Here is a 25,889-nt window from a genome sequence, read left to right as displayed (position 1 = left end):
AGCGGGGATGACCTGCATCGAGGAGGAGCGGTGGGCACACAGTCCAAGACCAAGGTCGACTTCAAGAAGGAGATCACAAGCTACAAGGCCACGGCAGGAACGTTCGCATTGGTCAAGGTACCGGAGCTGCAATTCCTCATGATCGACGGCCACGGCGATCCCAACACCGCCCAGGCTTACAGGGATGCCTTGGAAACGCTGTATCCGGTCGCGTACAAGCTGAAGTTCTTCAGCAAGCAGGAACTCGGCCGGGACTACGGCGTGATGCCGCTGGAAGGTCTGTGGTGGTCTGAGGACATGGCCAGCTTCACCACGGGACGGGATAAGTCCCGTTGGGACTGGACCATGATGATCATGACGCCTGACTGGATCACCCCGGGGCACGTAGACGCTGTAGTGGAGGCCGTACGGAGCAAGGGTGGAGCGCCGGCATTGGAGTCGCTGCGGCTGGCCTCGTTGAATGAGGGACTATGCGTCCAGACCCTGCACACAGGCCCGTACGACGCAGAGGGCCCGGTTCTGGAAGAGATGCACAAGGACTTCATCCCTTCGCACCGTCTTCGGCCCACAGGGAAACATCACGAGATTTATCTGTCCGACGCGAGGCGGACTGCTCCGGAGAAGCTCAAGACAATCCTGCGGCAGCCCGTAGTGGAAGCAAGCGATGCCTGATGGGCTTGGACCCAGTCGCAGAAGGAAAGAGTCGCAGAAGGAAAGAACTGTACTTAGGCGCTGATCCTGAACCAGGTGACGATTGCCAGCAGCGCCCCCACCAGGACCAAGCCTCCCGCTTGGAGCAGCCCTTGGTTCTTACCGCGGGGGGCATAGGCGATGGCAGCGGCCGCAAGGCCGCCCGTGATCAATCCGCCGAGGTGCGCCTGCCAGGCAATGCCCTGGACGAAGAAACCGATTGCTCCATTGATGGCTATCAAGACCCACAGCTGGCGGGTTTCCCCACCGCGGTGCCTTTGGACCACCAACATTGCCCCGAAGAGACCGAAGATCGCCCCCGAGGCACCCACCACGCCTATGACGGGGCGGTCCGGGGTGAGGAGCAGGAATCCAATGGAACCGCCCACGGCGGACAGCAAGTAAACGGCCAGGAACCGGACCCGCCCGAGCAACGGCTCAAGGGCTTGTCCGAAGATCCACAAGGTGTACATGTTCAACACGATGTGGAGAAGGAAACTTTGGGAGTGGAGGAACGCCGCCGTCAGCATCCTCCATGGCTCACGGTCTGCAAAAACGTTGGCAAAAGCGAACTGCTGGTAGACAGCCTCGCCGGGCAGCAGCCACTGCAGAACGTAAACCAGTACGCATAGTGCGATGATCGCGTACGTCACCAAGGGCTTGCCGACGGCCAACGCGCCGCCGTAAGGGGCCCGGTAGGCCGGCGTCGTACGCTTTTGTTCGTTGACGCAGTCAACGCATTGGAACCCGACGGCGGCCGCCCGCTGGCACTCCGGACACGCAGGGCGCCCGCAACGCTGGCACCGTACGTATGAAGGCCGGTCCGGGTGCCTGGGGCACACCGGGATGTCAGCGGACGGCTCGGCCGACGGAATTCCGTAGCTCATGAAGGACTAGAGCTGTTCGATGTCGATGCTGTTGATGACGACGTCTTCAACAGGACGGTCGCCCATGCCGGTGCGTACGCCCTCGATTGCGTCAACAACCTTGCGGGACTCCTCGTCGGTGACCTCGCCGAAGATGCTGTGCTTGCCGAACAGCCAGTCGGTGTTCACCGTGGTGATGAAGAACTGGGAACCGTTGGTGCCCTTGCCCATCTGGACGCCCGCGTTGGCCATGGCCAGCTTGTACGGAGCGTTGAAGGTCAGCTCGGGGTGGATTTCGTCGTCGAACTTGTAGCCGGGTCCGCCCACGCCGCGGCCGAGGGGATCGCCGCCCTGGATCATGAAGTCCTTGATGATCCGGTGGAAGATGGTGCCGTTGTAAAGCGGTGTGCCGGTCTTGTCCTCGCCGGTCTCCGGGTGGGTCCAGGACTTTTCGCCAGTGGCCAGGCCAATGAAGTTGGCAACGGTCTTGGGGGCGTGGTTGCCGAAAAGGTCAACCTTGATGTCGCCCAGGCTCGTGTGAATTGTGGCTTTTGCTGTTGCAATGGTCATGCGTCCCATTCTTTCATGCAGGGTCAACGCCGCCACTGGCCGTGAAGCCGGTTCCGCGCTCGGTGAAATCGGGCAAGAATCTTGACGATGAATAGCCCATGAAGTTTGGGGCACGTAGGCTAGCAACAAACGAGCATGTGTATCGGGAGGTAGTTGTGAAGAAATCAGACCGTATTGCCCGCGACCTTGAACACACAGTTGTGGCCAGCGTGGATAACGCCCGCGACTGGGCAGCGCCACGTGTAGAGGCAGCTGTCAACTGGGCTGTTCCGCGAATCCAGCACGGCATTGACACTGCTTCCCCCAAGATCCAGGAGGGACTGAAGTCGGCCGCACACAACCTCGCCGACGGCGTGGAGAAGGTCACGCCGCGGATCCAGGACGGGCTGGCCCAGCTGGCTCCCAAGATCCACGACGCTGTTGAGGATGCAACGCCCAAGATTCAGGAGACGCTCAACCGCGCCACGCCTGCCCTCGGCGTTGCCCGGGACAAGGTAGTGGAAGAGTACTTGCCCAAGCTTTCCGAACAGCTGGGCCACGCATCGGTTGCGGTCCACCATGTTCTGGAGAATGCACCGGCACAGGTCGATGCAGTCGCCCAGCGCCTGGTTGAGTCCGGCGTCGTCCATGGCGTCCAGGAACAGGCGCAGGCCACCAGCAAGCAGATCAAGGCTGTGGCGGAACAGACCAGCAAGGCAGTCAGCAAGCAGCTGGCTACCCAGCAGAAGCCCAAGAAGCGCGGCTGGTTGGTTGTCACGGTCATTGCCGCCGCGGTTGCCGCCGGCGTCGCTGCGTGGAAGGCCGCCAAGCCGGTGGAGGACCCGTGGAAGACACCTTCCCCGGTAACGCCGACCCCCGCTCCGGTTCCTGCGGACGCAGCAGCCTCCGCAACTGCAGCAGCTGCGGCCCCGGCTGAGTCCAAAACTTCCGACCTCACCCCGGAAGAAGCCAAGGCAGAAGTAGAGCAGGCCACCAAGGACGCGTTCGCGAAGACCGAGGACAACGCCTCCAACGTCGCCACGGACGCAAAGACGGCAGTGAAGAACATTGCTGCCGCCACCCACAAGGATGAGGACAAGGGCACGGACTCCAAGGATTCCGCTCTCTAGTTCAAGCCATCGGCGGCGTTCGATCAGCAAACCATGAAGGGACCCCGGTTAGCCGGGGTCCCTTCATTGTTTTCCAGGCCAGGCAAGGTCCCGGCGCCAGGCAAGGTCCCGGCCGAGGCAACTTCCCGGCCCTGAATTCCCGTCAAGCGGCCTTCCCACACCGAACAGTCCGCTGGGGCTCCGTGGCCGGGTGCTAGATTTGAAATGATGTCAGCTGATAGACCCTTCGAGGGTGAACTTAAGGAGCGCGCGGAACCTCCGGGCGTTTCAATTGTCATCCCGGCGTACAACGAGGAAAGCGTCATACGCCAGTGCCTCATCGCGGCCATTTATCAGTCTGTTCCTGCGAAGGAAATCATCGTGGTGGACAACCTGTCCAAGGACCGAACGGCAAAGATTGTTCGCCGGATGCAGCAGGAATATCCGGAGAGCCCGATCATCCTGCTGAAGCAAGCGGACGTCCAAGGCCTCATTCCCACGCGGAACTACGGCCTCAATAGCGCCACCGGCGACATCATCGGCAGGATCGATGCCGACTCGGTCCTGGAACCTGACTGGGTGGAGCAGGTCCAGAAGGCCTTCGCTGATCCCACCGTTCAGGCAGCAACGGGTCCGGTGGTGTACTACGACATGCCTATGCGCCGTTTCGGCCTTAAGGCAGACGACAAGATGCGCCAGCTCATGCTGCGCCTGGCGAAGCACCAGTACCACTTCCTGTTCGGCTCCAACATGGCGCTTCGCCGTTCGGCGTGGGAAACCATCAGGGATGAAGCCTGCCTGGATGAGAAGGACGAAATGCATGAGGACATCGATCTCTCACTGCACCTCGCCGAACACGACCTCCGGATCCAGTACTGGCCCCAGATGGTGTCTGGAATGTCAGCCCGCCGGCTTGAGGACTCGCCCCGGGATTATCGCTACTACGTGACGCGCTTTGACCGCACCTACAAGGCCCACAACGTCAAGAAGATGGCACTGAAGGCGCCGATGGTGGTGTTCTTCTCCGTGTACTTCCCGGCTAAGCTCCTCCGGGCAATCCACGCTGCCAACGCGGTTTCCGGCGGCGTCCGCCGCGGCGGTCTCTGACACCGCGTCAAGTACGACGGCGGCTGGTTCAGTCCGTTCCCAGCTCAGCTTCGCGCCGGTCTGCCCGCGCACGCCCCCTCCGCTGCCCGGACACCACCACGGCGAGTCCCACCAGGATCAAGGCCAGGCCGGCGTAGGTCCCGCCGGGCAGGGTCTCATTGAGGAAGATTGCCGCCAGGATGGCCGCTCCCGGAATCTCCAGCAGGATGATCATGGAAACCACCAGCGGACTCATGGTCGCCAGGAGATGGTTGAAGGCGGTGTGGCCTACCAGCTGCGCACACACGGTGATGGCAAGAATCCCAAGCCACCCTCCGGCGTCGAACCCTGCCAGCGGCTGCCCGCTGAACAACGCCATGACAGCCACCAAAGCCGCGCACATTCCGTAGCAAAGCGTGGTGTAGGTTCCGGTTCCCATCGACTGGCGCGCTTTGCCGCCCGCGAGCGTATAGAGCCCTGCCAAGGCGCCGCCGGCCAGGGCGAGGACGTCACCAATAAGCGCGTCCGTGGACGAGCCCATGTCGAATCCCGTGATGGCAACGACGCCGCCGAATGCGATGCCCAGGCCCAGCAGGACGGGCCAGCGGTGGCGGGTTCCCCTGAACAGCTGGAAGACAGCGATCCACGCGGACTGCAGGCACACCAACGCCGTAGCGGCGGCGACGGACGTGAGCTGCAACGCCGTAATGAAACAGGCAAAGTGGAAAGCCAACGCCACGGCAGCCACGGCGGACCAGCCGAACTCCCGGCTGGTGATTCCTGTGAATTGCCTCGGTTCGCGGACCGCCACGGGAACGGCCATCACGACGGCAGCTATGGCGTTCCGCCAGAACGCGATCGCCAAGGCAGTTACCGAGGTAGCACCGAGCGTTCCGGCGATGAGTGGTCCGGATGAGGCTACGCCCAGTACACCCAGGGCCGAAATAAGGAGATTCACGGATCAACCTTAGTTCGGCGGGGACTGCGCATTACCCCTATCTGTGGAGGAAACAGTGTGATTGTCTTGACACATCATTCCAGCCGGCCGGAGACGGCGAATCCAAAGGGCTACCGATTGAATGCACCATCCGCTCGCGCAGGCTCCCGGCGACGCCGCTTCCTGCTGCTTTCCGTCGCCGGTTTGCTGGTTGCTGCGGTCATCGCCGGCTGGTTCATCAGCGCGCGGGAGGTGCCCGGCGGCGGGGACCGTTCAAGGGGGGATTTGCCCGCGGTTCATCCCGTACCGCAGCACGCAGTGTCGCAGTCCGGCGAATCAGTACCCCTCACCGGACGGGTCCACGTGGTCGCTGCCCCCGAAACCGACCAGCCGGCCCTGGACGCGCTACTGGACGTGATAGCCGCTGCCGGTGGCACCGCGGAGGTGGTCGCAGCCCTCGACAAGCCGTCGGAGGGTTCCTCAGCCGTCTATCTCGGCCTCGGCGGGGAAGCATCTCCGGCACGTTCCGCCCTGAGGGACTTGGGAACGGAGAGGCCCGAGGACGGGGAGGCCTTGGACCGGGCGGAAGGGTACGTCGTCGCCACTGGAAAGTTGGAGGGGATTCCGACGGCGGTCCTGGTCGGCCACGATGGCGACGGCGTCTTCCACAGCGTGCAAACGCTGCGGCAATTGCTCAAGGCCGGATCGGTCCCCGCGCTGCATGTCAGCGACTGGCCCCTGATGGAAACCCGGGGTGTGATCGAGGGGTTCTACGGCACGCCGTGGTCGCACCAAGCCCGCCTGGACGTCATCAGCTTCGCGGGGCGGCAGAAAATGAACACCTATATCTATTCACCCAAAGACGACCCCCTGCTCCGGGAGAAGTGGCGGGATCTCTATTCAGCTCAGGAACTCACGGAACTCCAGGAGCTCATAGAGGCCGCAGAGGCCAACCATCTCAGGTTTACGTACGCGCTCTCACCGGGCATCGATGTTTGCTACTCCCGGGATTCGGATCTTGAGGACGCCATCACCAAACTCGAGTCGCTGTACGGCCTTGGCGTCCGGTCCTTCGTCATTCCGCTGGATGACATTGCTACCAAGGTCCAATGTCCGGAGGACCTGGAGGAGTTCGGCTCGGGCCCATCCAATCTTGCCAAGGCCCAGGCCGGCTTCCTGAATTCCTTGCAGGAGCGTTTCACCGCCGGGAAGCAAGACCTCCAGCCGCTGGAAACAGTGCCCACCTTCTACACGGGTTCCGGAAGCAACCCGTACAAGAAACAGCTGGGGCGGCTGCTCGATCCCGCCATCGTGGTGCAGTGGACGGGTGAAGACGTGGTCTCGCACAGGATCACACGGGATTCGGCACAGGCTGCCCGGCGGAGCTACGGTCGTGAGGACGCAGGCCGGCCGATCGTCATTTGGGATAACTACCCCGTGAACGATTTTTCACAGGACCACTTGTTCATGGCGCCACTGATCGGCAGGGACGCCGACCTGTACCAGTCCGTGCAGGGCATCGTCACCAACCCCATGATCCAGCCCTACCTTTCGCTGCCCGCCATCTTCAATTACGCGGACTTTTCATGGAACGGTCCGGCGTACCGTCCACAGGAATCCATGGACGCCGCCCTCGCCCAGCTCGCCGGACCGGACCAGCAGGTCCAAGCTGCCGTGAGGGCATTCGTGGACCTGAACCAAGACTGGCAGGACGACGAACTCACGCCTTCGGCTCCCGCCCTCCGCCGGGACATCCGGCAGTTCTGGTCGGATTACGACGCCGGAAAGGCACCTTCGGGAGATTTGCTCCGGCGCGCTGAGCTGCTGCAGAAACTGCCCGAACTCCTGCCGCGGATGGCAGAGCCGGGCTTCGCTGCCGACGCTGAGCACTGGGCTGCTGCCGCTGCGGAATTCGGGCGCGGGGTAGAGGAGGCCATTGCCATGCTGGAAGCCGCACGGCGGGGCGACTCGGAGAGCGTGGCCGAAAGCCGCCGCAACGTGAACAGTGCCCTTACTGCAGCAGGGGCGAGAACCCAGCCGACGCTGGCACTCGGCGTGGTGACCCCCGTCTTTGGCGACGGCGAGTTGAAGACGTTTTTGGAGGATGCCCTACGGCGGGCGCCGGGTTCCTGACCCCATGACGCGCCCGGGGTTTACACACGTTTTGTCCTATAACCCCGAAAAGCAATCCGTTGGTTAGAAAGCAAAAGTCCCGGTCATTTCTGACCGGGACTTTCCTTATGGTGGAGGCAAGGGGACTCGAACCCCTAACCCCCTGCTTGCAAAGCAGGTGCGCTACCAATTGCGCCATGCCCCCATAAGAAGCAACCCGTCTATCATACCCTACGTTCAGACCCGTATTTACCGGGTCCCGCCGGGCTCTTCGGCTAGTCGACCTTGTCGGTTGACTTGCTCCAGACATCCTTCCGGGCTTCGGATTCCTGTGCCTTTTTGAAGACCAGGACACCTGCGATCGCCGCTGCAACTACAACCAGCAACTTCTTCACAAGTACCTCATTCCGGTTCAGTTTCCTGAACCTGGGTTCCGTGGGCGTACCAGGACTTGAACCTGGGACCTCTTCGTTATCAGCGAAGCGCTCTAACCGCCTGAGCTATACGCCCCGATGCCTCATCGGGCCGAGATATGACTGTACAGCACATCCCGGCCCGATCTCAAATCGAGGCCCGAATCCCCTTCTTTACGCCGTTTTTCCGCGTAATTCCGGGGGTTTTCACTAGTCGTCCGTCAGGGTCACACCGATGCCGCCAACCAGCGTTGCCGAAATGTTATACAAGACGGCGGAGAGCATGGAAAGGGCGGTCAACAAAACCACGTTGACGACGGCAATAATCGTGGCAAAGGATGCCACCTGACCCAGGGATGCAATCTTCTTCAGCTCAAAACCGCTGCCCTCGGAACCTGCAAGCGTCCCAAGCAGGCTATCCACCTGGTTGAAGATGCCGGTGAGATCCAGAACAGTCCACAGCACGATGGCGGCCACCACGGTGACGATGCCAAGGGCAACGGACAGGAGGAACGCCATCTTGAGCACCGACCATGGATCCACCTTGCTGACCAGCAGCCGTGCACGGCGAACCTTGGCCTTGGGGGCGGGCTTCACCAATCCGGGTCCGCCTTGGGCGGGGCGCTGGGCAGTTGCTGCCGGGCGTTGGCCCGGGGCTCCGGCGGGGCGCTGCCCACTCGAGGCGGGACGCTGGCCCGGGGCTCCGGCCGGTCGCTGCGGAGCGCCGGAGGAAGCAGGACGCGCCTCTGAAGCGGCGGGAGCTCCGCCCGGCCGCTGCTGGGGCCGGGCAGGCGTTCCTGATGGGGCGTTGCCTGATGGCTGCCGGAGTCCGCCGGGGACACCTGTGCTCGGCTTGGGATATGAGTCGGAATTACTCACTCGTTACCTCCGGTGTTGTCTTCATTCAGCGCCGCGCCGGCTTCGGTATCCGGATCTGCGTCGGTTTGCGTTTCTGACTCGACGAGCGCCTCGGCAGCGCTGTCTTCTGCAGCCAACGTTACGTCATCGTCCTGCCCGTCCTCGGACTCTTCGCCTTCCAATCCGCGTTCCGAGTTCCGGGCAACCTCGATGATGCGGTCGTTCTTGTCGGGCTTGGCGAAGATGACGCCCATGGTGTCGCGGCCCTTCGCAGGCACGCCGCTGACGGCGGAGCGGACCACCTTGCCGCCCTCCATGACCACCAGGACTTCGTCGTCTTCCTGCACGATCAGGGCACCCACCAGGTCCCCGCGGTCCTCTGCAAGCTTGGCCACCTTGATGCCCAAGCCACCGCGACCCTGCAGCCTGTATTCCTCGGCAGCGGTCCGCTTTGCATAGCCTCCCTCGGTGACCACGAAGACGAACGAATCGTCCTTGACAACATCCGCTGCCAACAATTCGTCATCTTCACGGAACTTCATGCCCGTCACGCCGGACGTTGCACGGCCCATGGGGCGCAGGGCGTCGTCCGTTGCCGTGAAACGGATGGACTGGCCCTTTCTGGATACCAGGAGGAGATCATCCGATTCGCTGACCAGCTGGGCGGAGACAAGTTCGTCGCCATCGCGCAGGTTGATCGCAATGACGCCCGCGGACCGGTTGGTGTCGTAGTCCTCCAGCCTGGTCTTCTTCACCAGGCCGTTCTTGGTGGCCAACACCAAGTAGGGCGCCTGCTGGTAGTCGCGGAGATCAAGGACCTGCGCAATGTGCTCGTCCGGCTGGAAGGCAAGCAGGTTCGCGACGTGCTGGCCCTTCGCGTCCCTTCCGGCTTCGGCGAGTTCGTATGCCTTTGCGCGGTAGACGCGGCCAAGGTTCGTGAAGAACAGCAGCCAGTGGTGGGTGGTGGTCACGAAGAAGTGTTCAACGACGTCGTCACCGCGCAACTGGGCGCCCTTGATGCCCTTGCCGCCACGCTGCTGCGAACGGTAGTTGTCACTACGGGTCCGCTTGACGTAGCCACCGCGGGTAATGGTGACCACCATTTCCTCTTCGGGAATGAGGTCTTCCACCGACATGTCGCCGTCGAACCCCATGAGGATCTGCGTCCGGCGGTCGTCGCCGTGCTTGGCAACGATTTCGGCGAGTTCTTCGCTGATGATCCGGCGCTGGCGTTCCTCGGAAGCGAGGATCGCGTTGTATTCCTCGATCATGGCTTCGAGTTCGGCATGGCGGTCCTGGATCTTCTGGCGTTCCAGGGCTGCCAGGCGGCGCAACTGCATATCAAGGATGGCCCGGGCCTGGAGCTCGTCGATTTCCAGGAGCTCCATGAGGCCTTCACGGGCAGCCTCCGTGGTGCTGGACGCACGAATAAGGGCAATGACCTCATCGAGCATGTCCAGCGCCTTCAGGAGGGCACGCAGAATGTGTGCTTCTTCCTCGGCCTTGCGGAGGCGGTAACGCGTACGGCGTGCAATGACGTCCATCTGGTGCGCCACCCAGTGCCGGATGAAGGCATCCAGGCTGAGGGTGCGCGGAACGCCGTCGACGATCGCCAGCATGTTGGCGGAGAAGTTGTCCTGCAGTTGCGTGTGCTTGTAAAGGTTGTTCAGCACCACCTTGGCCACCGCATCACGCTTCAGCACGATCACAAGGCGCTGGCCCGTACGGCCGGAGGTCTCGTCGCGAAGATCGGCGATGCCTTGGATCTTGCCGTCCTTGACCAGCTCGGCAATCTTGATCGCAAGGTTGTCCGGGTTCGCCTGGTAAGGCAATTCCGTGACTACAAGGCAGGTACGGCCCTGGAGCTCTTCGACGTTGACCACGGCCCGCATGGTGATGGAACCACGGCCGGTGCGGTACGCCTCTTCGATGCCCTTGTGGCCGAGAATGGTGGCCCCTGTGGGGAAGTCCGGTCCCTTGATGCGCTTCATCAGGGCTTCCAGCAACTCTTCACGGGAGGCGCCAGGGTTTTCCAGAGCCCACTGCACGCCGTCGGCGACTTCGCGCAGGTTGTGCGGCGGGATGTTGGTGGCCATGCCGACGGCGATGCCGGAAGAACCATTCACCAGCAGGTTCGGGAAACGCGCCGGCAGGATAGTGGGTTCCTGGTTCTTGCCGTCGTAGTTGTCCTGGAAGTCGACGGTCTCTTCGTCGATGTCCCGGACCATTTCCATGGCCAACTGGGCCATCTTGGTTTCCGTGTAACGCGGGGCAGCAGCTCCGTCGTTGCCGGGAGAACCGAAGTTTCCTTGGCCGAGCGCCAAGGGGTAGCGCATGGTCCAGTCCTGGATCAGGCGAACCAACGCATCGTAGATCGCCATGTCGCCGTGCGGGTGGTAGGTACCCATGACGTCGCCCACAACACGGGCACACTTGTTGAACGCGCGGTCAGGGCGGTAGCCGCCGTCGAACATCGCGTAAAGCACGCGGCGGTGGACGGGCTTCAGGCCGTCACGAACGTCGGGCAGGGCGCGGCCAACGATGACGGCCATTGCGTAGTCGAGGTAGGACCGTTGCATTTCGGTCTGCAGGTCCACCTGCTCAACTCGGTCCGTCAGCACGTCGCCTTCAAGTACGGCATCCGTACCCTCGGGGTTTTCCGCCGGGACTTCAGGAGTTTCGTCACTCATAATCTAAGATTTCCGTTTCAGGTATATGTCGATTCAGGAATATTCAGGCAGTGATGGCGGCTGCTAAATATCCAGGAACCTGACGTCCTTGGCGTTCTGCTGGATGAAGTTTCTGCGTGATTCAACGTCCTCGCCCATAAGGACGGAGAAGGTCTGATCGGCTGCAAGGGCGTCATCCATGGTGACTTGGAGGAGGGTCCGGCGATCGGGATCCATGGTGGTATCCCACAGTTCCGTGTAGTCCATCTCGCCAAGGCCCTTGTAGCGCTGGATGCCGTTCTCCTTGGGGAGCCGCTTGTTCATCGCAGCACCCTTGCGGATGGTTTCGTCCCGTTCGCGATCACTGAACACGTAGTCATGTGCGGCGTTGGACCACTTGATCCGGTACAGCGGCGGCTGGGCCAAATAGACGTAACCGTTTTCAATGAGGGGACGCATGTAGCGGAAGAGCAGCGTCATCAAGAGCGTGGTGATGTGCTGGCCGTCAACGTCGGCATCTGCCATGAGCACGATCTTGTGGTACCGGAGCTTCGAAATATCGAAGTCCTCGCCAATGCCCGTACCGAACGCCGTAATCATGGACTGCACTTCGGCGTTGCCCAGGGCTTTGTCCAAGCGTGCTCGCTCAACGTTGAGGATCTTGCCTCGCAGCGGAAGGATGGCCTGTGTCTCCGGGTTGCGGCCGCGCTTGGCCGAACCGCCTGCGGAGTCACCCTCCACCAGGTAGACCTCGCAACGCGAAGGATCCTTCGACGAGCAATCCGAGAGCTTGCCGGGCATGCCGAAGGACTCAAGCGGGCTCTTCCGCCGCGCATTGTCGCGGGCTTTGCGCGCGGCCATGCGTGCCTGCGCAGCCTGGATGGCTTTCCGGATGACATCGCGGGCGGGACCGGGGTTGCGCTCCAACCAGTCACCGAGCTGATCGGTCACAACGCGCTGGACGAAGCCCTTGACCTCGGAGTTGCCCAGTTTGGTCTTGGTCTGGCCTTCGAACTGGGGCTCGGAAAGCTTCACCGAGATGACGGCGGTCAGGCCCTCACGGATGTCATCACCCGTCAGGTTGTCTTCCTTCTCCTTGATGATGTTTTTCTCGCGTGCGTAGCGGTTGATGAGCGACGTCATCGCAGCGCGGAAGCCCTCTTCGTGCGTACCGCCCTCATGGGTGTTGATGGTGTTCGCGTACGTGTGGACGCTCTCGGAATACGCGGTGGTCCACTGCATGGCGACTTCCACCGAGATGTGCCGTTCGGTGTCCTCGGTTTCGAAGGCGATGACGTCCTCGTGGACGATTTCCACCTTCTTGTTGGAGTTCAGGTGCTTGACGTAGTCCAGCAAGCCGTCCGGGTATTCATAGACAACAGTGCGGTGTTCGGCTGCTACCTCACCTTCGGTGGCAACGGCGTCGAGGTCGAGCTCGTCGTCACCGGCCCGGGCAGCCGGGCGCTCGTCCGTCAGGGTGATTTTCAGGCCCTTGTTGAGGAACGCCATCTGCTGGAAGCGGGCACGCAGAGTCTCGAAGTCGAACTCCGTGCTTTCAAAGATGCTGCCGTCCGGGTAGAACGTCTGGGACGTCCCTGTCTCTTCCGTGGCCTCGCCCTTGACGAGTTCGCCCTGCGGCTTGCCGCCGTCGGCGAAAGACATGCGCCAGACGTGGCCCTGCCTCCGGACTTCGGTCTCGACACGACGGGACAGCGCATTGACGACGGAAATACCCACGCCGTGAAGGCCGCCGGAAACGGCGTAACCGCCGCCGCCGAACTTGCCTCCGGCGTGCAGGATGGTCATGACCACTTCAACCGTGGGCTTGCCTTCGGAGGGGTGGATGTCAACGGGGATACCGCGGCCGTCGTCAACCACTTTCACTCCGCCGTCAGCCTGGAGCGTCACCTCGATGTGGCTGCAGTAGCCGGCCAAAGCTTCATCTACAGAGTTGTCCACCACTTCATAGACCAAGTGGTGCAAACCGCGCGGACCGGTGGAACCGATGTACATGCCGGGGCGTTTGCGTACGGCTTCGAGGCCCTCCAGCACGGTGATGTCGCTGGCACCGTATTCCCTTGGCGCTTGCGCCTCACTCTGCGTGGGAGCAGCCTCCTCTGCGGGCTCTACTGCCAAGGTCTCTGCATTGTCGTTAGCCACAGGCGCTTTCGACTCCTCTGTGTTCGATGACGGCCGTTCCCTTGACGGCTCACGGATGACCGCAAGCCGTCAAGGGCACGTGACTGATTGCGCCGATTACTCCGGCGTGAGGGGTCCTGGTTCCCGACTGGCGGATTCCAAAGCCCTGACGACGTTTCATCGGCGCTCAGTGATCTGTGCCAATTCTATCGTGGAAAAACGCTAATCCCTGCAAATAAGGGGGCGGCTCACAGCTGAATATGCCGATGAGAGGCCGTTGGCCCTATCGTGGACGGCCCTGCGGAGGTGGAGGTGGGGGCCTATACGCCCCGGGGTCCTTGAAACGCCCTGCACGGCGCTCAGCCGTATGTGTCCCGGGGTCCGCGACCGTTGACACTGCGGCCGCCTTTCCGCCAGCTCGGTGCCGAGGGTCCGAGGACCTGGATGCTGGTGACGACGCCTTCACCGAGTTCCTTCCGGAACAGCTCAAGCAAGCTCGAACTCAGCAGGCGCAGCTGCGTTGCCCACGCGGTTGAATCGCAGCGCACATGGAGGGTTGTGTCCGTGAAGCTCTCAGGCGTGCAGTGCGCCGAGATGTCCGGCCCCACAAGTGTGGCCCATTCAGCCATGACGGAGCCCACGGCAACGGGTGACGTCCAGCCGCGTTCGGCCACCAGGCGTCCAACCACTTTTCCCAATCCCAAGGGGTCGCGGCCGCTTCCATGGAATTGCGAGAACCCTTTGGTTCCCCGGAGCCCGGTTCGTTTTTGAGTCGTCCCCGGCCGGGGTGCCCGCTGACGCACTTCGCCTCGCGCCGCGGCCGCCTCGCGCATCCTGTTCAGGGCCGCCTGGGCAGCGTCGATCTGGTCGGGAACCCGGTCGGGTTGGAGTCTGTCAGCGTCACCCTTCACCATCGATGCCTCCCGGAACAACGGTTACGCGCCGTCCGGCCAGCTCCTCCGGAATATCGGCGTCGACTGCGGCCGTCACGAGCACCTGTTCGGCGCCGGCCACGATTGCTGCCAGTTTACGCCGTCGCTGGACGTCCAACTCGGCGAAGACGTCGTCAAGAATGAGAATGGGCGCGGTCCCGCCGGTGCGTGCGTCATCGAGCATGACGTAGTAGGAAGCCAAGCGCAGGGACAAACACATGGACCACGTCTCACCGTGCGAGGCGTACCCCTTGGCCGGTGCCTGGCCGAGCATCAGCTCGAGCTCGTCCCGATGCGGGCCAACCAGCGAGATCCCGCGTTCGAGTTCCTTCTTGCGGGCTACGGCAAACGCCTGGATATAGCGTTCGGTGAGTTCGTCCACGGACAACTGCCGGAGTTCCTCGCCCGACGGCGGGCCTTGCGTGGGCTGCTCGGCCGGACCGCCGTCGTCGTCGAGTACGCCCTGGATGGTTGAGCGGTAAACCGCGCCGGCGATCTTTGAACCGTCGGTGAGTTGCGCGTAGGCGCTGTTCAAGTGCGGACGGAGGCGTTCCACCAACTCGAGCCTTGCGTGCAGAAGCTGTGCACCGGCACGGGCCATATGCTGGTCCCAGACGTCAAGGGTGGCCTCATGGCCCGCGGTGAATTTTCCTGTTCGGGCAGATTTCAGGAGGGCGTTACGCTGCTTCAGGACGCGGTCGTAGTCACTGCGTGTGGCAGCATGCCGCGGGACCAGGCTGACCAGGAGCTCATCCAGGAAACGCCGCCGGTTGGAGGGGTCTCCCTTGACAAGAGCCAAGTCTTCCGGGGCAAAGAGCACTGTTTGGCAAATGCCAAGGATGTCCCTCGCCCGTACCGGATTTCCGCGGTTGATGCGTCCGCGGTTGGCCCTGCCGGCATTGATTTCGACTTCTATGATGCTTGACTGTTCGCCGCGGACCAGGCGGGCGCGGATCATGGCACGCTCGGTGCCGAACCTCAGCAGCGGGGCGTCGCTGCTCACACGGTGGGAGCTGAGGGTTGCCAAGTACCCGATGGCTTCCATGAGGTTGGTCTTGCCGATGCCGTTTGACCCTACCAGAACGGTGACACCCGGCCCGAGCTTGAGGTCTACCTGTGCATAGCTGCGGAAATCCGTGAGCGAGAGATGTTCCAAATACACGCTGTTCGTGTGGCTCCTGCGGCTAGTTGGCCGGACGGGTGGCGTGGCCGCCGAACTGGTGGCGCAGCGCCGAGACCATCTTCATGGCGGGTGAGGTGTCCTCGCGGGAAGCGAACCGGGCAAAAAGCGCCGCCGTGATTGCCGGAGCCGGGACCGCGTTTGCGATCGCTTCTTCCACTGTCCAGCGCCCTTCGCCTGAATCCTCGACGTAGTCATCGATGGAGGCGAGGCCCGGGTCCTCGTCCAGTGCCTTGACCATCAAGTCAAGCAACCAGGAGCGGACAACGGTGCCCTTCTGCCACGCCCGGAACGTACCGGGAAGGTCCTTCACGATGTCCTTGGCCGCCAGCAATTCGTAGCCTTCGGCATAGGCCTGCATCAGGCCGTATTCGATGCCGTTATGCACCATCTTTGCGTAGTGTCCTGCACCTACGCCGCCTACGTGCACAAAGCTGTCCGCCCTTTCGCCCTCTGGACGGAGGGCATCAAAGACCGGCATGGCAAGTGCGATGTCTTCTTCGGAACCGCCGGCCATCAGGCCATATCCGTTCTGAAGTCCCCAGACGCCACCGGAAACACCGCAGTCAGCGAAACGGATTCCCTTTTCGGCCAACGCGGCGGCGTGCTTTTGGTCTTCGGTGAAGCGGGAGTTCCCGCCGTCGATGACGAGGTCGCCCTCGCTCAACTTCCCGCGCAGCTCGTTCACAACCGCGTCAGTGATTTCGCCGGAAGGAACCATCACCCAGACCAACCTTGGCGTAGGCAGCGCGGCGATCAGTTCATCCACCGAAGCTACGTCCGTGACGTCCGGATTGCGGTCAAAGCCTGTTACCTCAATGCCACCGTTCCTCATGCGTTCCCGCATGTTGAACCCCATTTTTCCAAGGCCAATCAGTCCGATGTGCACGCTGTGAACTCTTTTCTGCGTAGGTGGCGGTAGTGGCTAGTTGGGAAGGCGGACAGGCATCACGAGGTAGCGGTAGTCGTCCTGGTCCTCGCCATCGGCCTCTGCCTGCGCCGTGATCATGGCGGGCTTGGGAGCTGACGTGAAGGAGAAGCGCACGTATTTCGTTTCGATGACGCTGAGGCCTTCAACCAGGTAGTGCGGGTTGAAGGCTACCGTGATGTCGTCGCCTGAAAGTTGTGCCTCGAGTTCTTCGGAGGCCTGGGCGTCTTCGCCGGTGCCGGCATCCAGGTTCAGCAGGCCTTGGGTGAAGGCGAGGCGCACCGGTGTGTTGCGTTCGGCAACCAAGGACACTCGGCGTACGGCTTCCACGAGTTCCTGGGTCTGGACCGTGGCATGGATCGGCGTTGAATCCGGGAAAAGCGAGCGGATCTTCGGGTAATCACCGTCAACCAACAAGGACGTGGTGGTGCGGCCGCCGCTTTCGAAGCCAATGAGGCGGCTGTCGTCATCGGCCAGGGCAACGTTGATGTCGCCGCTTCCGCCAAGGGTCTTTGCCACCTCGTTCAGGGTCTTGGACTTGACCAGGGCGCTGGTGGAAATGCCCGGAGTGACGGGTTTCCAGGGCACTTCGCGCATGGCGAGCCTGTAGCGGTCAGTGGCAAGAAGCGTGATCATGTCATCCTCGATCTCCATGCGGACACCGGTGAGGATGGGCAGGGTGTCGTCCTTGCTGGCAGCGATGATCACCTGGGAGACGGCCTGCGCGAACGAATCACCCGGCAAGGTGCCGCTGATCGCAGGGAGTGCAGGCAATGCCGGGTACTCGGACTCGGGCATCGTTGCCAGGTGGAAGCTGCTTCGACGGCACGTGAGGGTGACCTTGCTGCCGTCGGTTTCCACTTCCACCGGAGCTGAGGGGAGGCTTCGACAAATATCTGCCAAGAGTCGACCGGACACCAGGATGGTGCCCTCTGTGGTGATGTCAGCCGGAATCTCGAGGCGGGCCGAGGTTTCGTAGTCAAAGCTGGACAGGCTGACGGTTCCTGCCTCGGCTTTGAGGAGGAGGCCGGAGAGGACAGGCACCGGCGGCCGCGGAGACAACGACCGCGCGGTCCACGTAACGGCTTCTGCCAGGACGTCGCGGTCGACTCTGAACTTCACGGAGGGGTGCCGCCTTTCATTGCTGCCAAATAGTAGCTGCGGATTCCAGCCATGGAAGCCGCCAAAATTCCGCGTTCCAAGGTCCCGAGGTGCATGGTCCGCACACAACGGACTACAAAACCAACCCAGGGATGGGAGCGCTGGTGACAGCTTAGCCGCAAGATCGGGGATTAACCCATCCCCGGCCGGCGGGACCCCGGCTATGTGGACAGTCCCCGGCCGGCCTGTGGCCGGTTGGAGTTCTCTCTCAGTGGTGCCTTGGGGCGTGGAGGAACGAGATTGTTATTTGAGGGATTTCAATTTTTTGGGATTCGTAGTGTTAATAACTGCTGTGGAAACTGTGGATAAGTGGCTTTCGCCGCGCGGTTCCGCGGTTAAGCCCTGTTCACGGACTGTGCGTTAACTGGGTTTTAAACAGGGTGTGGATGGGGACAACCCGGAAGCCCGTTTTTAACGATCCACAGATGCCTTAACGGTTTTAAGCCCATTAAGCGCGCTTGTCCCCTTAACAATCCACAGGGTTATCCACATGCGCCTGTTAATAAGGTATGTAGTGCGCGGAACGTCTGTGGATTCAGGAGTCGCGCTGCTGCTGCTTGATGCGGTTGGTCAGCTCGGTGACCTGGTTGTAAATCACACGGCGCTCGGCCATCAGTTCGCGAATCTTGCGATCGGCGTGGATGACGGTGGTGTGGTCGCGTCCGCCCAGTTCCTGTCCGATCTTGGGCAGGGACATGTCTGTCAGCTCACGGCAGAGGTACATGGCGATCTGCCGGGCCGTCACCAGTGTGCGGGTCCGGGACTTGCTGCAGAGCTCTTCCATGCTGAGTTTGAAGTAGTCAGCTGTCTGGTCGAGGATCTGCTTCGCAGTGATTTCCTGGGCGCCGTCGTCAGTGATCAGGTCCTTGAGGACCATCTCGGCCAATGCCACATCCACCGGCTGCCGGTTCAGGCTGGCGAAGGCGGTAACGCGGATGAGCGCACCTTCGAGCTCACGGATGTTGCTGGAAATCTTGGACGCGATGTACTCCAAGGCATCGTCCGGCGCTGAAAGACCCTCGCTCAGGCCCTTCTTGCGGAGGATGGCGATGCGTGTTTCGAGTTCAGGCGGCTGGATGTCCGTGAGGAGACCCCATTCAAACCGTGAAGTCATCCGGTCTTCGAACCCTGCCAGCATCTTGGGCGGCTGGTCCGAGGTGATGACCACCTGCTTGTTGGCGTTGTGCAGGGCGTTGAACGTGTGGAAGAACTCTTCCTGCGTACGGTCCTTGCCGGCCAGGAACTGGATGTCATCGATCAGCAGCACATCCACGTTCCGGTACGTGGTCTTGAAGCTGGTGCCTTCATCATCACGGATGGAGTTGATGAAGTCGTTGGTGAACTCTTCGGAGTTGACGTAGCGGACGCGGATGCCGCTGTAGAGGCGCCGGGCATAGTGGCCGATGGCGTGCAGCAGGTGGGTCTTGCCCAGTCCCGAGTCTCCATAGATGAAGAGCGGGTTATAGGCCTTCGCGGGCGCTTCGGCTACGGCAACGGCTGCCGCATGGGCAAAGCGGTTGGATGAACCGATCACAAAAGTATCGAAAATGTACTTCGGGTTCAGGCGTCCGAATTCATGGGAGGTGCTGGGAGGAGTCGGCTGCGGCTTCGGCTCCGCGGCCAGGTCCGGGACAGGGGAAAGCTCGACGGCGGGTTCCGGCTCCTCGTGGACCGGCACCAGATCGGTATCAACGTCGATCGCGCAGCGGATGTCATCGGAGAAGACATTGCGCAGGGCATCATCCAGAGCGTCCTTGACCTGCGTCTGAAGGACTTCGCGGGTGAGCTCGTTGGGAACGGCCACCAACAGGGTGGAACCGATCAGGCCCTGGGCCTGGGCGAGGATGACGAAACCGCGCTGTCGGGGAGATACCCGGTCATCTTGTTCCAGCAGGCTCAGCACCCGGCGCCAGGAACTTCCGACAGTATTGGCGTGGTTGGCTTCGTCTACTGTCATCAATGTGTTCCTAAATACTTGCTTGCCTGCGTTGCTGGCAGCCGAAGGGCATCCGGCTGGTACGTGTTCCATGGATTAATCCACAGAGTTATGCACAGCGGGTGGACAATGGGCTACTGAGCCACTCTAGGGGATGATTTCTCTAGAAGATAGCTGGGAAGTTGCTTGTGGATAATTACACCGTTGTTGTTCCCGATCGGTGGCTGTGAGCCAGTTCATCCACAGGCTGATGCCAGTCGTTTGCCACAGTTGTGGACAGCTTCAGGGCGGCCCTCCGGTTTGACTGGGGGTCTATTTTTGCCCTAACGTTGTGAAGTCCTTTGTGTCCGCTTTTGAGATCAGTTGCATCTCCGTACGTTTACCGTGCGAGAGGCAGCGGCGGCGGCCACATACAAAACTTAGCGTCGGCCAGTTCTTCCCCTTTTGATCGGGTGGGCGCACCTTTGATCCACTGGAGTAACTAACGTGAGCAAGCGGACTTTTCAGCCGAATAACCGCCGTCGGGCCAAGAAGCACGGCTTCCGCCTTCGTATGCGCACCCGTGCCGGCCGCGCCATCCTGGCTGCCCGTCGCGGCAAGGGCCGCGTCGAGCTGTCGGCCTAAATAACTGACTTGTCGGCCAGGGTCCTCTCGGGGGTTCGCCGGTGCTAGCCACCCCAAACCGCCTTCGGACGTCTACCGACTTTTCAACAACTGTACGTTCCGGCGTCCGTAATGGACGCCGGAACTTAGTGTTATATACGGCTCCTATCGGGGCCGGGGAGCCGAGTCGTATCGGCTTCATTGTCTCCAAAGCCGTCGGGAACGCCGTGACCAGGAACCTCGTTAAGAGGAGACTGAGAGAAGCAGGCGCGCTGTCCTTGCAAACGCATGGAACGGGCCTGGCGGTCGTAGTCCGTGCACTGCCGGCAGCTGCAACCGCCAGCTGGGAGCAGTTGCTGAATGATTACAACGCCGCATTGGCAGTGACGACGAAGCGATTGGGTGGCTCAGCTCCACGCAACGCTTCGCAGGACCGCAACGGCACCACTACGGAAGGGACACCGCGTGCATCACCATAGTGCCGCCGTCGTTCCTTCCTCCGGCGACCCCGGGAACGAGGTTCCCGCTCCAACCTGGTCGGCCACAGTCGGCCGGTTTGTTTGGGACCTGCCTCGGAACGTCCTCATTCTCCTGCTGAAGGCCTACCGCAAGGTGGTTTCGCCCCTGTACGGCCAGGTATGCCGTTTCTTCCCGTCGTGTTCGGCCTATGCGCTGGAGGCGGTCACGGTGCACGGCGCCGTGAAGGGCAGCTGGCTTGCAGCCAAAAGGCTCGCCAAATGCCACCCTTGGAATGCCGGTGGAGTGGACCATGTCCCCGCCGGCCACCGTCATTGGCCGGAAGGCCGGACGCCCACAATTGTTGTACTGAACAACCCGGACCAGTTCCTGGCTGCTCAGGCTGATGAAGAAGGCCGCCCGGCGGCCTGACGAATAGGGATATCGTATGGACTTCTTTGAAACAATCATGTTTCCGTTCAAGTGGCTGGTGTCAATCATCATGGTTGGCTTCCACGAGGGACTGAGCTTCCTTGGAATGCCCGCAGCGAACGGCTGGACCTGGACCCTGTCCATCATTGGTCTGGTGCTGGTTATCCGTGCCGCCCTGATCCCTGTTTTCGTCAAGCAGATCAAAGCCCAGCGCGGCATGCAGCTCCTGCAGCCCGACTTGAAGAAACTGCAGACCAAATACAAGGGCAAAACAGACCAGCTCAGCCGCCAGGCGATGGCGCAGGAGCAGATGGCCCTGTACAAGAAGCACGGCACAAACCCGTTCTCCGCGTGCTTGCCGATGCTGATCCAGATGCCGTTCTTCTTCGCCCTGTTCCAGGTGCTGTCCGGGATCTCCACCAACGCCAAGGCCGGCCAGGGCATTGGTGCCATGAGCCACGAGCAGGTAGTGCAGTTCGACCAGTCGAGCATCTTTGGTGCACCGCTGTCCGCTTCCCTGCTGCACGGCGACCCCAGCGGCAGCGGCAGCGCAGTTGCTGTGTGGGTGCTGTCCATCATCATGATCCTTGCCATGACTGCATCGCAGTTCATCACGCAGAAGCAGATCATGGCCAAGAACATGTCCGAGGAAGCACTCGCCAGCCCGTTCATGCGCCAGCAGAAGATGATGCTCTACATCCTGCCGCTCGTCTTCGGCATCGGTGGTATCAACTTCCCGATCGGTGTCCTCATTTACTGGACCACCACCAACCTCTGGACCATGGGCCAGCAGTTCTTCGTCATCCGCCGTATGCCCACCCCGGGTTCCCCCGCCGCCAAGGCGCTGGAGGAACGCCGCGCTGCCAAGGGCCTGCCGCCGCTGGCCGGCAAGAAGAACGACGACGCCGAGGCTGCCGCCGCCGCTGCTGCCGCCGAGGCACGGGCGCAGCGCGTCCAGCCGCAACGTAAGAACAGGAAGAAGAAGTAATGTCTGCTGAGAGCACCGAGGAAATAACCGACGCCGTGACTGAGGCCCAGGAAGAGACCCTGTCCAAGACGGCCAGCCGTTTGGAAGAGGAAGGCGATATTGCCGCCGACTACCTCGAGGAACTCCTCGACATCGCAGACATCGACGGTGACATCGACATCGAGGTCCGCAATGGCCGGACCTACATCTCCATTGCCGCGGAAGAGGAATCACCCGCGCTGGAACGCCTTGTAGGCCGTGACGGTGAAGTACTCGAGGCCCTGCAGGAGCTGGCCCGCCTCTCCGTACTTTCCGCTACCGATAGCCGCTCCCGGTTGGTGCTGGACATCAACGGATACCGCAAGGACCGCGCCGGGGTCCTTCAGCAGATCGCAGAGGACGCAGTTGCCAAGGTGAAAGAGAACGGTGGAACCGTTGCGCTGGAACCGATGAGCGCGTACGAGCGCAAAATTGTCCACGACGCCGTCGCCGACCTCGGATTCGTTTCCGAATCCGAAGGCGAGGGCGCCGGACGTCACATCGTGGTTTCGGCTGACTAACGGCCCATGGTAGAAATCTCCGCAACAGAACTGCAGGCGGCCGAGAAGATCTTCGGGGAGCGCCTGGATCTTGCCAAGCGCTACGTTGAACATTTGGCCACCTCCGGCATTGAACGCGGCCTCATCGGTCCCCGGGAAGTTCCGCGTCTGTGGGGTCGGCATGTGCTGAACTGTGCCGTCATTGAGTCCGCGATCGCAAAAGACAGTCACGTGGCCGACGTCGGTTCCGGGGCTGGACTTCCCGGCCTGTGTCTGGCCATTGCACGTCCTGATCTCGAGCTCACCCTGATTGAGCCACTGGAACGCCGTGTGATTTGGCTCCAGGAAGTTGTTGACGATCTTGGACTCGACAACGTCACCGTGATGCGTACCCGTGCCGAGCTTGCAGTGGGTCTGGTTAACGCGGACGTTGTGACCGCCCGCGCCGTCTCTGCCCTGAGCAATTTGGCTGGCCTTACCATTCCGTTGCTCAACGGAAAGGGCGAGGTCGTGGCCATTAAGGGGCGCAGCGCAGCCGAGGAGATCGAGAAGGCCAAGAAGGTTATTCGTAAGCTTGGCGGCGTAGAAACGTCGGTTGTGGTGTGCGGACAGGAGCTTTTGGAGGAACCCACCACCGTGGTGAGGATCATCGTCAACAAGCCCGGAAAGACAGCTTAGCCACCGCTTGGTTTCCCGCGTGTCGGCGGCTGAGCAGTTAGGCTAGAGAACGGCAGCAAGCGCCGAATGAGAGTGAGAGTGTGACCAGTGGGCAGTAGCGAAACCTCCACGCAGCGGATCCCCCCTTTTATGTCGTTGGGGTCCGCGCGGTCTATTGCCACACCGCCGAGCACGCTACAGCCTGCTTCCGCTCGCACGAATTCGGTTGATAAGACGGTTTCACGTGAAACTGTGGCCGATGATGGTCCCAACGTTATGGACTCGATCGACGATTCAAGCCCCATCGCACGCCAGTTGGCGAACGAGACCCGGCGGCGGGAACGTTTGATCGGACGGCAGTTGCCCAAACCTGAGCGCACCAGGATCTTCACGGTATCCAATCAAAAGGGTGGCGTCGGCAAGACCACCACCACGGTCAATATCGCTGCGGCCCTCGCGTCTGCCGGCCTGAATGTGCTGGTCATCGACATCGATCCCCAGGGCAACGCCTCGACCGCCCTCGGCATCGAGCACCATGCTGATGTAGACAGCATTTATGACGTCCTCATCAACGACCTTCCCCTGAAGGACGTAGTGGCACCGTGCCCGGACATCCCCAACCTGTTCTGCGCCCCGGCCACTATCCACCTTGCCGGCGCGGAGATCGAGCTTGTGTCCCTGGTGGCCCGCGAACAGCGCCTGCGCCGCGCGATCGACGTCTACGCGAAAGAACGCGAAAAGAACGGCGAAGGCCGCCTCGACTACATCTTCATTGATTGCCCTCCCAGCCTGGGCCTGCTGACAGTGAACGCATTCTGTGCAGCCAGCGAAGTACTGATTCCCATCCAGTGTGAGTACTACGCCCTGGAAGGTCTGAGTCAACTGCTGAAGAACATCGAAATGATTCAGAAGCACCTCAACGCTGATCTGGTGGTGTCCACCATCCTGCTGACCATGTATGACGGGCGGACGAACCTGGCGGCACAGGTCGCCTCCGAAGTGCGCCAGCACTTCCCTCAGCAGGTTCTCAGTGCGGTAGTTCCTCGGTCTGTGCGTATCTCCGAAGCGCCGAGCTACCAGCAAACAGTGATGACATACGATCCCTCGTCCAGCGGCGCGCTCTCCTACATGGAAGCCGCTGCTGAAATCGCAGAACGCTAGAATTCTTGAAACACTGCAAGAGCCTGGGCTACTCCACGCTCGGCTATTCCATCGGAGGGAAGAACTAATGAGCGAAAAGCGAAGAGGCCTTGGCAGGGGTCTTGGGGCTCTCATTCCCAGCTCGGCCTCCGCCGGCGTCCAAGGAGCTGGCGCTTCGCCGTCCCGTCCTGTGGATCTGTTCTTCCCTGATGCCCGGAAAGCTCCGGAGCCGGAATCTGTTTCCGCGCCGGCGGAAGCGGGCAACGATGCTTCAGAGGGTTCGGCCACACGAGCAGCAGTTTCGAAGACTGGCTCGTCCAAGTCGAGCGCCAAATCGGATGCCAAGGCTCCGACCAAGAAGACGGCTGCTGCGACAGGATCGTCTTCGACGGTCTCTTCCAAGCAGGCAGCTTCGGTGTCTGCTCCGGAAGCTTCAGACGAAAGCCCGACGACCGCCCTGCCGGAAGCAAGCGCTTCACCCGCATCCACTGAACCGCAGACCGACCTGGTGGAGGTTCCGGGAGCACGTTTCGCGGAAATCCCTGTCACGGACATTCACCCGAACCGAAAGCAGCCCCGTTCCGTCTTCGATGAGGACGACATGGCAGAGCTTGTGCACTCGGTCAAGGAAATCGGTGTCCTCCAGCCAATTGTTGTACGTACTTCAACCGAAAAGGGTGGAGAACCGTATGAGTTGGTCATGGGTGAGCGTCGGTGGCGTGCTGTGCAGGCCGCCGGTCTGGACACCATCCCTGCGATCGTCCGTGACACCACCGATGATGACCTCCTCCGGGACGCACTTCTGGAGAACCTCCACCGGAGCCAGCTGAATCCTTTGGAAGAAGCCGCCGCTTACCAGCAGCTCCTTGAGGACTTTGGAACGACGCACGAACAATTGGCTGACCGCATCGGCCGGTCCCGTCCGCAGGTCTCCAATACTCTTCGCTTGCTGAAGCTTCCACCCCTGGTGCAGCGCAGGGTTGCCGCCAACGTTTTGTCCGCAGGGCATGCGCGCGCATTGCTGTCCCTGCCGGACGCGGCCGCGATGGAAAGGCTCGCACAGAAGATTGTGGCTGAGGGCATGTCTGTGAGGGCCACAGAGGAAGCAGTGGCGCTTTACCAAGAGCCTGCCGCGCCCACCAAGAATTCAATTCCCAAGCCCAACGCACGGCACGAACGGTTGGACTACTTGGCCTCGTCCTTGTCTGATCGCCTGGATACGAATGTGAAGATCACGCTTGGCGCCCGTAAGGGACGGGTGAGCATTGAGTTCGCCAGCGTGGAAGATCTCAACCGGATCATGGATGTGTTGAGTCCTGGGGCAGAAAGCTAGAAGCTCCTTATCATCGGAAAAAGGGTTCACTTCATTGGAGTGGGCCCTTTTGCTGTCTCCGAGCATCCCTGAACGAGGGGCCTAGTGTGTCCAGGCCGGGGGTCGCTTTTGAGTGATGTGGATTAACGGGTATATGCGGACGCCGTTTGTTGAATCCAAGGTGCCGTCGGTTTTTGACGTCAGGGCCAATCTGGGCG

Annotated in this window: 24 protein-coding genes and 2 tRNA genes; 12 read left to right on the top strand and 14 right to left on the bottom strand. The window is 61.5% G+C overall.

From position 1 onward, the window contains the following. Positions 1-30 precede the first annotated feature (30 nt). Entirely contained in the window at positions 31-672 is a 642-nt protein-coding gene (locus QN084_RS10895) for a GyrI-like domain-containing protein (protein WP_069696594.1), read from the top strand. A 53-nt stretch (positions 673-725) separates the two neighbouring features. On the opposite strand, the gene QN084_RS10890 is transcribed toward QN084_RS10895, so the two are convergent. Then, positions 726-1,577, bottom strand: coding sequence for a rhomboid family intramembrane serine protease (locus QN084_RS10890; RefSeq protein ID WP_069696593.1), 852 nt, complete (start codon positions 1,575-1,577; stop codon positions 726-728). 6 nt (positions 1,578-1,583) lie between these two features. Beyond that, on the bottom strand, positions 1,584-2,126 hold the full coding sequence (locus tag QN084_RS10885) for a peptidylprolyl isomerase (protein WP_062094361.1): 543 nt from the start codon (positions 2,124-2,126) through the stop codon (positions 1,584-1,586). 155 nt (positions 2,127-2,281) lie between these two features. Between QN084_RS10885 and QN084_RS10880 the strand changes: the two genes are divergently transcribed. Both QN084_RS10880 and QN084_RS10875 read left to right on the top strand, forming a co-directional pair. Beyond that, entirely contained in the window at positions 2,282-3,235 is a 954-nt protein-coding gene (locus tag QN084_RS10880; RefSeq protein ID WP_021473177.1) for a hypothetical protein, read from the top strand. 207 nt (positions 3,236-3,442) lie between these two features. Further along, positions 3,443-4,321 (top strand): glycosyltransferase family 2 protein, encoded by an 879-nt coding sequence (locus QN084_RS10875; RefSeq protein ID WP_062094359.1) that lies wholly within the window; start codon positions 3,443-3,445, stop codon positions 4,319-4,321. A 28-nt stretch (positions 4,322-4,349) separates the two neighbouring features. On the opposite strand, the gene QN084_RS10870 is transcribed toward QN084_RS10875, so the two are convergent. After that, on the bottom strand, positions 4,350-5,258 hold the full coding sequence (locus QN084_RS10870; RefSeq protein ID WP_069696592.1) for a DMT family transporter: 909 nt from the start codon (positions 5,256-5,258) through the stop codon (positions 4,350-4,352). A gap of 117 nt (positions 5,259-5,375) precedes the next feature. Here QN084_RS10870 and QN084_RS10865 point away from each other — a divergent pair, with 117 nt between their 5' ends. Continuing rightward, positions 5,376-7,370, top strand: coding sequence for a glycoside hydrolase family 84 protein (locus tag QN084_RS10865; RefSeq protein ID WP_139126907.1), 1,995 nt, complete (start codon positions 5,376-5,378; stop codon positions 7,368-7,370). A 108-nt stretch (positions 7,371-7,478) separates the two neighbouring features. Here the strand turns inward: QN084_RS10865 and QN084_RS10860 are convergent. From QN084_RS10860 to dnaA, 11 genes are all read right to left on the bottom strand, one after another. After that, positions 7,479-7,554 (bottom strand) — tRNA-Ala (locus tag QN084_RS10860). Positions 7,555-7,624: 70 nt separating this feature from the next. Then, positions 7,625-7,744, bottom strand: a complete 120-nt coding sequence (locus QN084_RS10855) for a DLW-39 family protein (protein ID WP_217376508.1) — start codon at positions 7,742-7,744, stop codon at positions 7,625-7,627. A 41-nt stretch (positions 7,745-7,785) separates the two neighbouring features. Further along, positions 7,786-7,859, bottom strand: a tRNA-Ile gene (locus tag QN084_RS10850). A 113-nt stretch (positions 7,860-7,972) separates the two neighbouring features. Beyond that, on the bottom strand, positions 7,973-8,641 hold the full coding sequence (locus QN084_RS10845) for a DUF3566 domain-containing protein (RefSeq protein ID WP_062094353.1): 669 nt from the start codon (positions 8,639-8,641) through the stop codon (positions 7,973-7,975). Then, positions 8,638-11,310, bottom strand: coding sequence for a DNA gyrase subunit A (gene gyrA / locus QN084_RS10840; RefSeq protein ID WP_021473171.1), 2,673 nt, complete (start codon positions 11,308-11,310; stop codon positions 8,638-8,640). Before gyrA ends, QN084_RS10845 begins: the two co-directional genes overlap by 4 nt. Positions 11,311-11,373: 63 nt before the next feature. Then, positions 11,374-13,449 (bottom strand): DNA topoisomerase (ATP-hydrolyzing) subunit B, encoded by a 2,076-nt coding sequence (gene gyrB, locus QN084_RS10835; RefSeq protein WP_062094351.1) that lies wholly within the window; start codon positions 13,447-13,449, stop codon positions 11,374-11,376. 338 nt (positions 13,450-13,787) lie between these two features. Then, on the bottom strand, positions 13,788-14,342 hold the full coding sequence (locus QN084_RS10830) for a DciA family protein (RefSeq protein ID WP_069696590.1): 555 nt from the start codon (positions 14,340-14,342) through the stop codon (positions 13,788-13,790). Further along, positions 14,329-15,522 carry a DNA replication/repair protein RecF gene (recF, locus tag QN084_RS10825; protein ID WP_062094349.1) on the bottom strand — a complete coding sequence of 398 codons (1,194 nt, stop codon included), beginning with the start codon at positions 15,520-15,522 and terminating at the stop codon, positions 14,329-14,331. The genes QN084_RS10830 and recF overlap by 14 nt, the downstream gene beginning before the upstream one ends. A gap of 22 nt (positions 15,523-15,544) precedes the next feature. Further along, complete coding sequence (gene gnd / locus QN084_RS10820; RefSeq protein WP_062094347.1) at positions 15,545-16,429, bottom strand: phosphogluconate dehydrogenase (NAD(+)-dependent, decarboxylating); 885 nt, start codon at positions 16,427-16,429, stop codon at positions 15,545-15,547. Between the two features lie 36 nt (positions 16,430-16,465). Beyond that, the gene (gene dnaN / locus QN084_RS10815; protein ID WP_021473166.1) at positions 16,466-17,590 is read right to left on the bottom strand and encodes a DNA polymerase III subunit beta; all 1,125 of its coding nucleotides are present in this window, start codon (positions 17,588-17,590) and stop codon (positions 16,466-16,468) included. Positions 17,591-18,164: 574 nt separating this feature from the next. Beyond that, a complete protein-coding gene (gene dnaA, locus QN084_RS10810) occupies positions 18,165-19,586 on the bottom strand; it encodes a chromosomal replication initiator protein DnaA (protein ID WP_021473165.1) in 1,422 nt (473 codons plus the stop codon). Between the two features lie 465 nt (positions 19,587-20,051). Here dnaA and rpmH point away from each other — a divergent pair, with 465 nt between their 5' ends. From rpmH to QN084_RS10770, 8 genes are all read left to right on the top strand, one after another. After that, positions 20,052-20,189, top strand: coding sequence for a 50S ribosomal protein L34 (rpmH, locus tag QN084_RS10805; RefSeq protein WP_011776797.1), 138 nt, complete (start codon positions 20,052-20,054; stop codon positions 20,187-20,189). 41 nt (positions 20,190-20,230) lie between these two features. Then, positions 20,231-20,647: a ribonuclease P protein component gene (gene rnpA / locus QN084_RS10800; RefSeq protein WP_082694617.1), complete on the top strand. Its 417-nt coding sequence runs from the start codon at positions 20,231-20,233 to the stop codon at positions 20,645-20,647. Further along, positions 20,571-21,056, top strand: coding sequence for a membrane protein insertion efficiency factor YidD (gene yidD, locus QN084_RS10795; RefSeq protein ID WP_069696589.1), 486 nt, complete (start codon positions 20,571-20,573; stop codon positions 21,054-21,056). Before rnpA ends, yidD begins: the two co-directional genes overlap by 77 nt. A gap of 16 nt (positions 21,057-21,072) precedes the next feature. Beyond that, positions 21,073-22,044 (top strand): membrane protein insertase YidC, encoded by a 972-nt coding sequence (gene yidC, locus QN084_RS10790; protein ID WP_021473163.1) that lies wholly within the window; start codon positions 21,073-21,075, stop codon positions 22,042-22,044. Next, the gene (locus tag QN084_RS10785) at positions 22,044-22,583 is read left to right on the top strand and encodes a Jag family protein (RefSeq protein ID WP_069696588.1); all 540 of its coding nucleotides are present in this window, start codon (positions 22,044-22,046) and stop codon (positions 22,581-22,583) included. Before yidC ends, QN084_RS10785 begins: the two co-directional genes overlap by 1 nt. Positions 22,584-22,589: 6 nt before the next feature. After that, entirely contained in the window at positions 22,590-23,240 is a 651-nt protein-coding gene (gene rsmG, locus QN084_RS10780) for a 16S rRNA (guanine(527)-N(7))-methyltransferase RsmG (protein WP_062098905.1), read from the top strand. A gap of 255 nt (positions 23,241-23,495) precedes the next feature. After that, on the top strand, positions 23,496-24,380 hold the full coding sequence (locus QN084_RS10775; RefSeq protein WP_031216754.1) for a ParA family protein: 885 nt from the start codon (positions 23,496-23,498) through the stop codon (positions 24,378-24,380). Between the two features lie 67 nt (positions 24,381-24,447). After that, positions 24,448-25,692: a ParB/RepB/Spo0J family partition protein gene (locus QN084_RS10770; protein WP_062098903.1), complete on the top strand. Its 1,245-nt coding sequence runs from the start codon at positions 24,448-24,450 to the stop codon at positions 25,690-25,692. Positions 25,693-25,889 lie beyond the last annotated feature (197 nt).

The organism is Paenarthrobacter sp. R1 (assembly GCF_030264015.1).
In the GTDB taxonomy this organism is placed as follows: domain Bacteria; phylum Actinomycetota; class Actinomycetes; order Actinomycetales; family Micrococcaceae; genus Arthrobacter; species Arthrobacter ureafaciens.
The sequence above is the reverse complement of the archived record's forward strand: the minus strand, read 5'-3'. Positions and strand labels throughout refer to the sequence as shown.

Bases quoted from the DNA above. Each gene is read 5' to 3' on its own strand.
- QN084_RS10890 (WP_069696593.1), bottom strand. From the start codon at position 1,577: ATGAGCTACGGAATTCCGTCGGCCGAGCCGTCCGCTGACATCCCGGTG.
- QN084_RS10885 (WP_062094361.1), bottom strand. From the start codon at position 2,126: ATGACCATTGCAACAGCAAAAGCCACAATTCACACGAGCCTGGGCGAC.
- QN084_RS10875 (WP_062094359.1), top strand. From the start codon at position 3,443: ATGTCAGCTGATAGACCCTTCGAGGGTGAACTTAAGGAGCGCGCGGAA.
- gyrA (WP_021473171.1), bottom strand. From the start codon at position 11,310: ATGAGTGACGAAACTCCTGAAGTCCCGGCGGAAAACCCCGAGGGTACG.
- QN084_RS10830 (WP_069696590.1), bottom strand. From the start codon at position 14,342: ATGGTGAAGGGTGACGCTGACAGACTCCAACCCGACCGGGTTCCCGAC.
- dnaA (WP_021473165.1), bottom strand. From the start codon at position 19,586: ATGACAGTAGACGAAGCCAACCACGCCAATACTGTCGGAAGTTCCTGG.
- yidC (WP_021473163.1), top strand. From the start codon at position 21,073: ATGGACTTCTTTGAAACAATCATGTTTCCGTTCAAGTGGCTGGTGTCA.
- QN084_RS10785 (WP_069696588.1), top strand. From the start codon at position 22,044: ATGTCTGCTGAGAGCACCGAGGAAATAACCGACGCCGTGACTGAGGCC.
- rsmG (WP_062098905.1), top strand. From the start codon at position 22,590: ATGGTAGAAATCTCCGCAACAGAACTGCAGGCGGCCGAGAAGATCTTC.
- QN084_RS10775 (WP_031216754.1), top strand. From the start codon at position 23,496: ATGGACTCGATCGACGATTCAAGCCCCATCGCACGCCAGTTGGCGAAC.
- QN084_RS10770 (WP_062098903.1), top strand. From the start codon at position 24,448: ATGAGCGAAAAGCGAAGAGGCCTTGGCAGGGGTCTTGGGGCTCTCATT.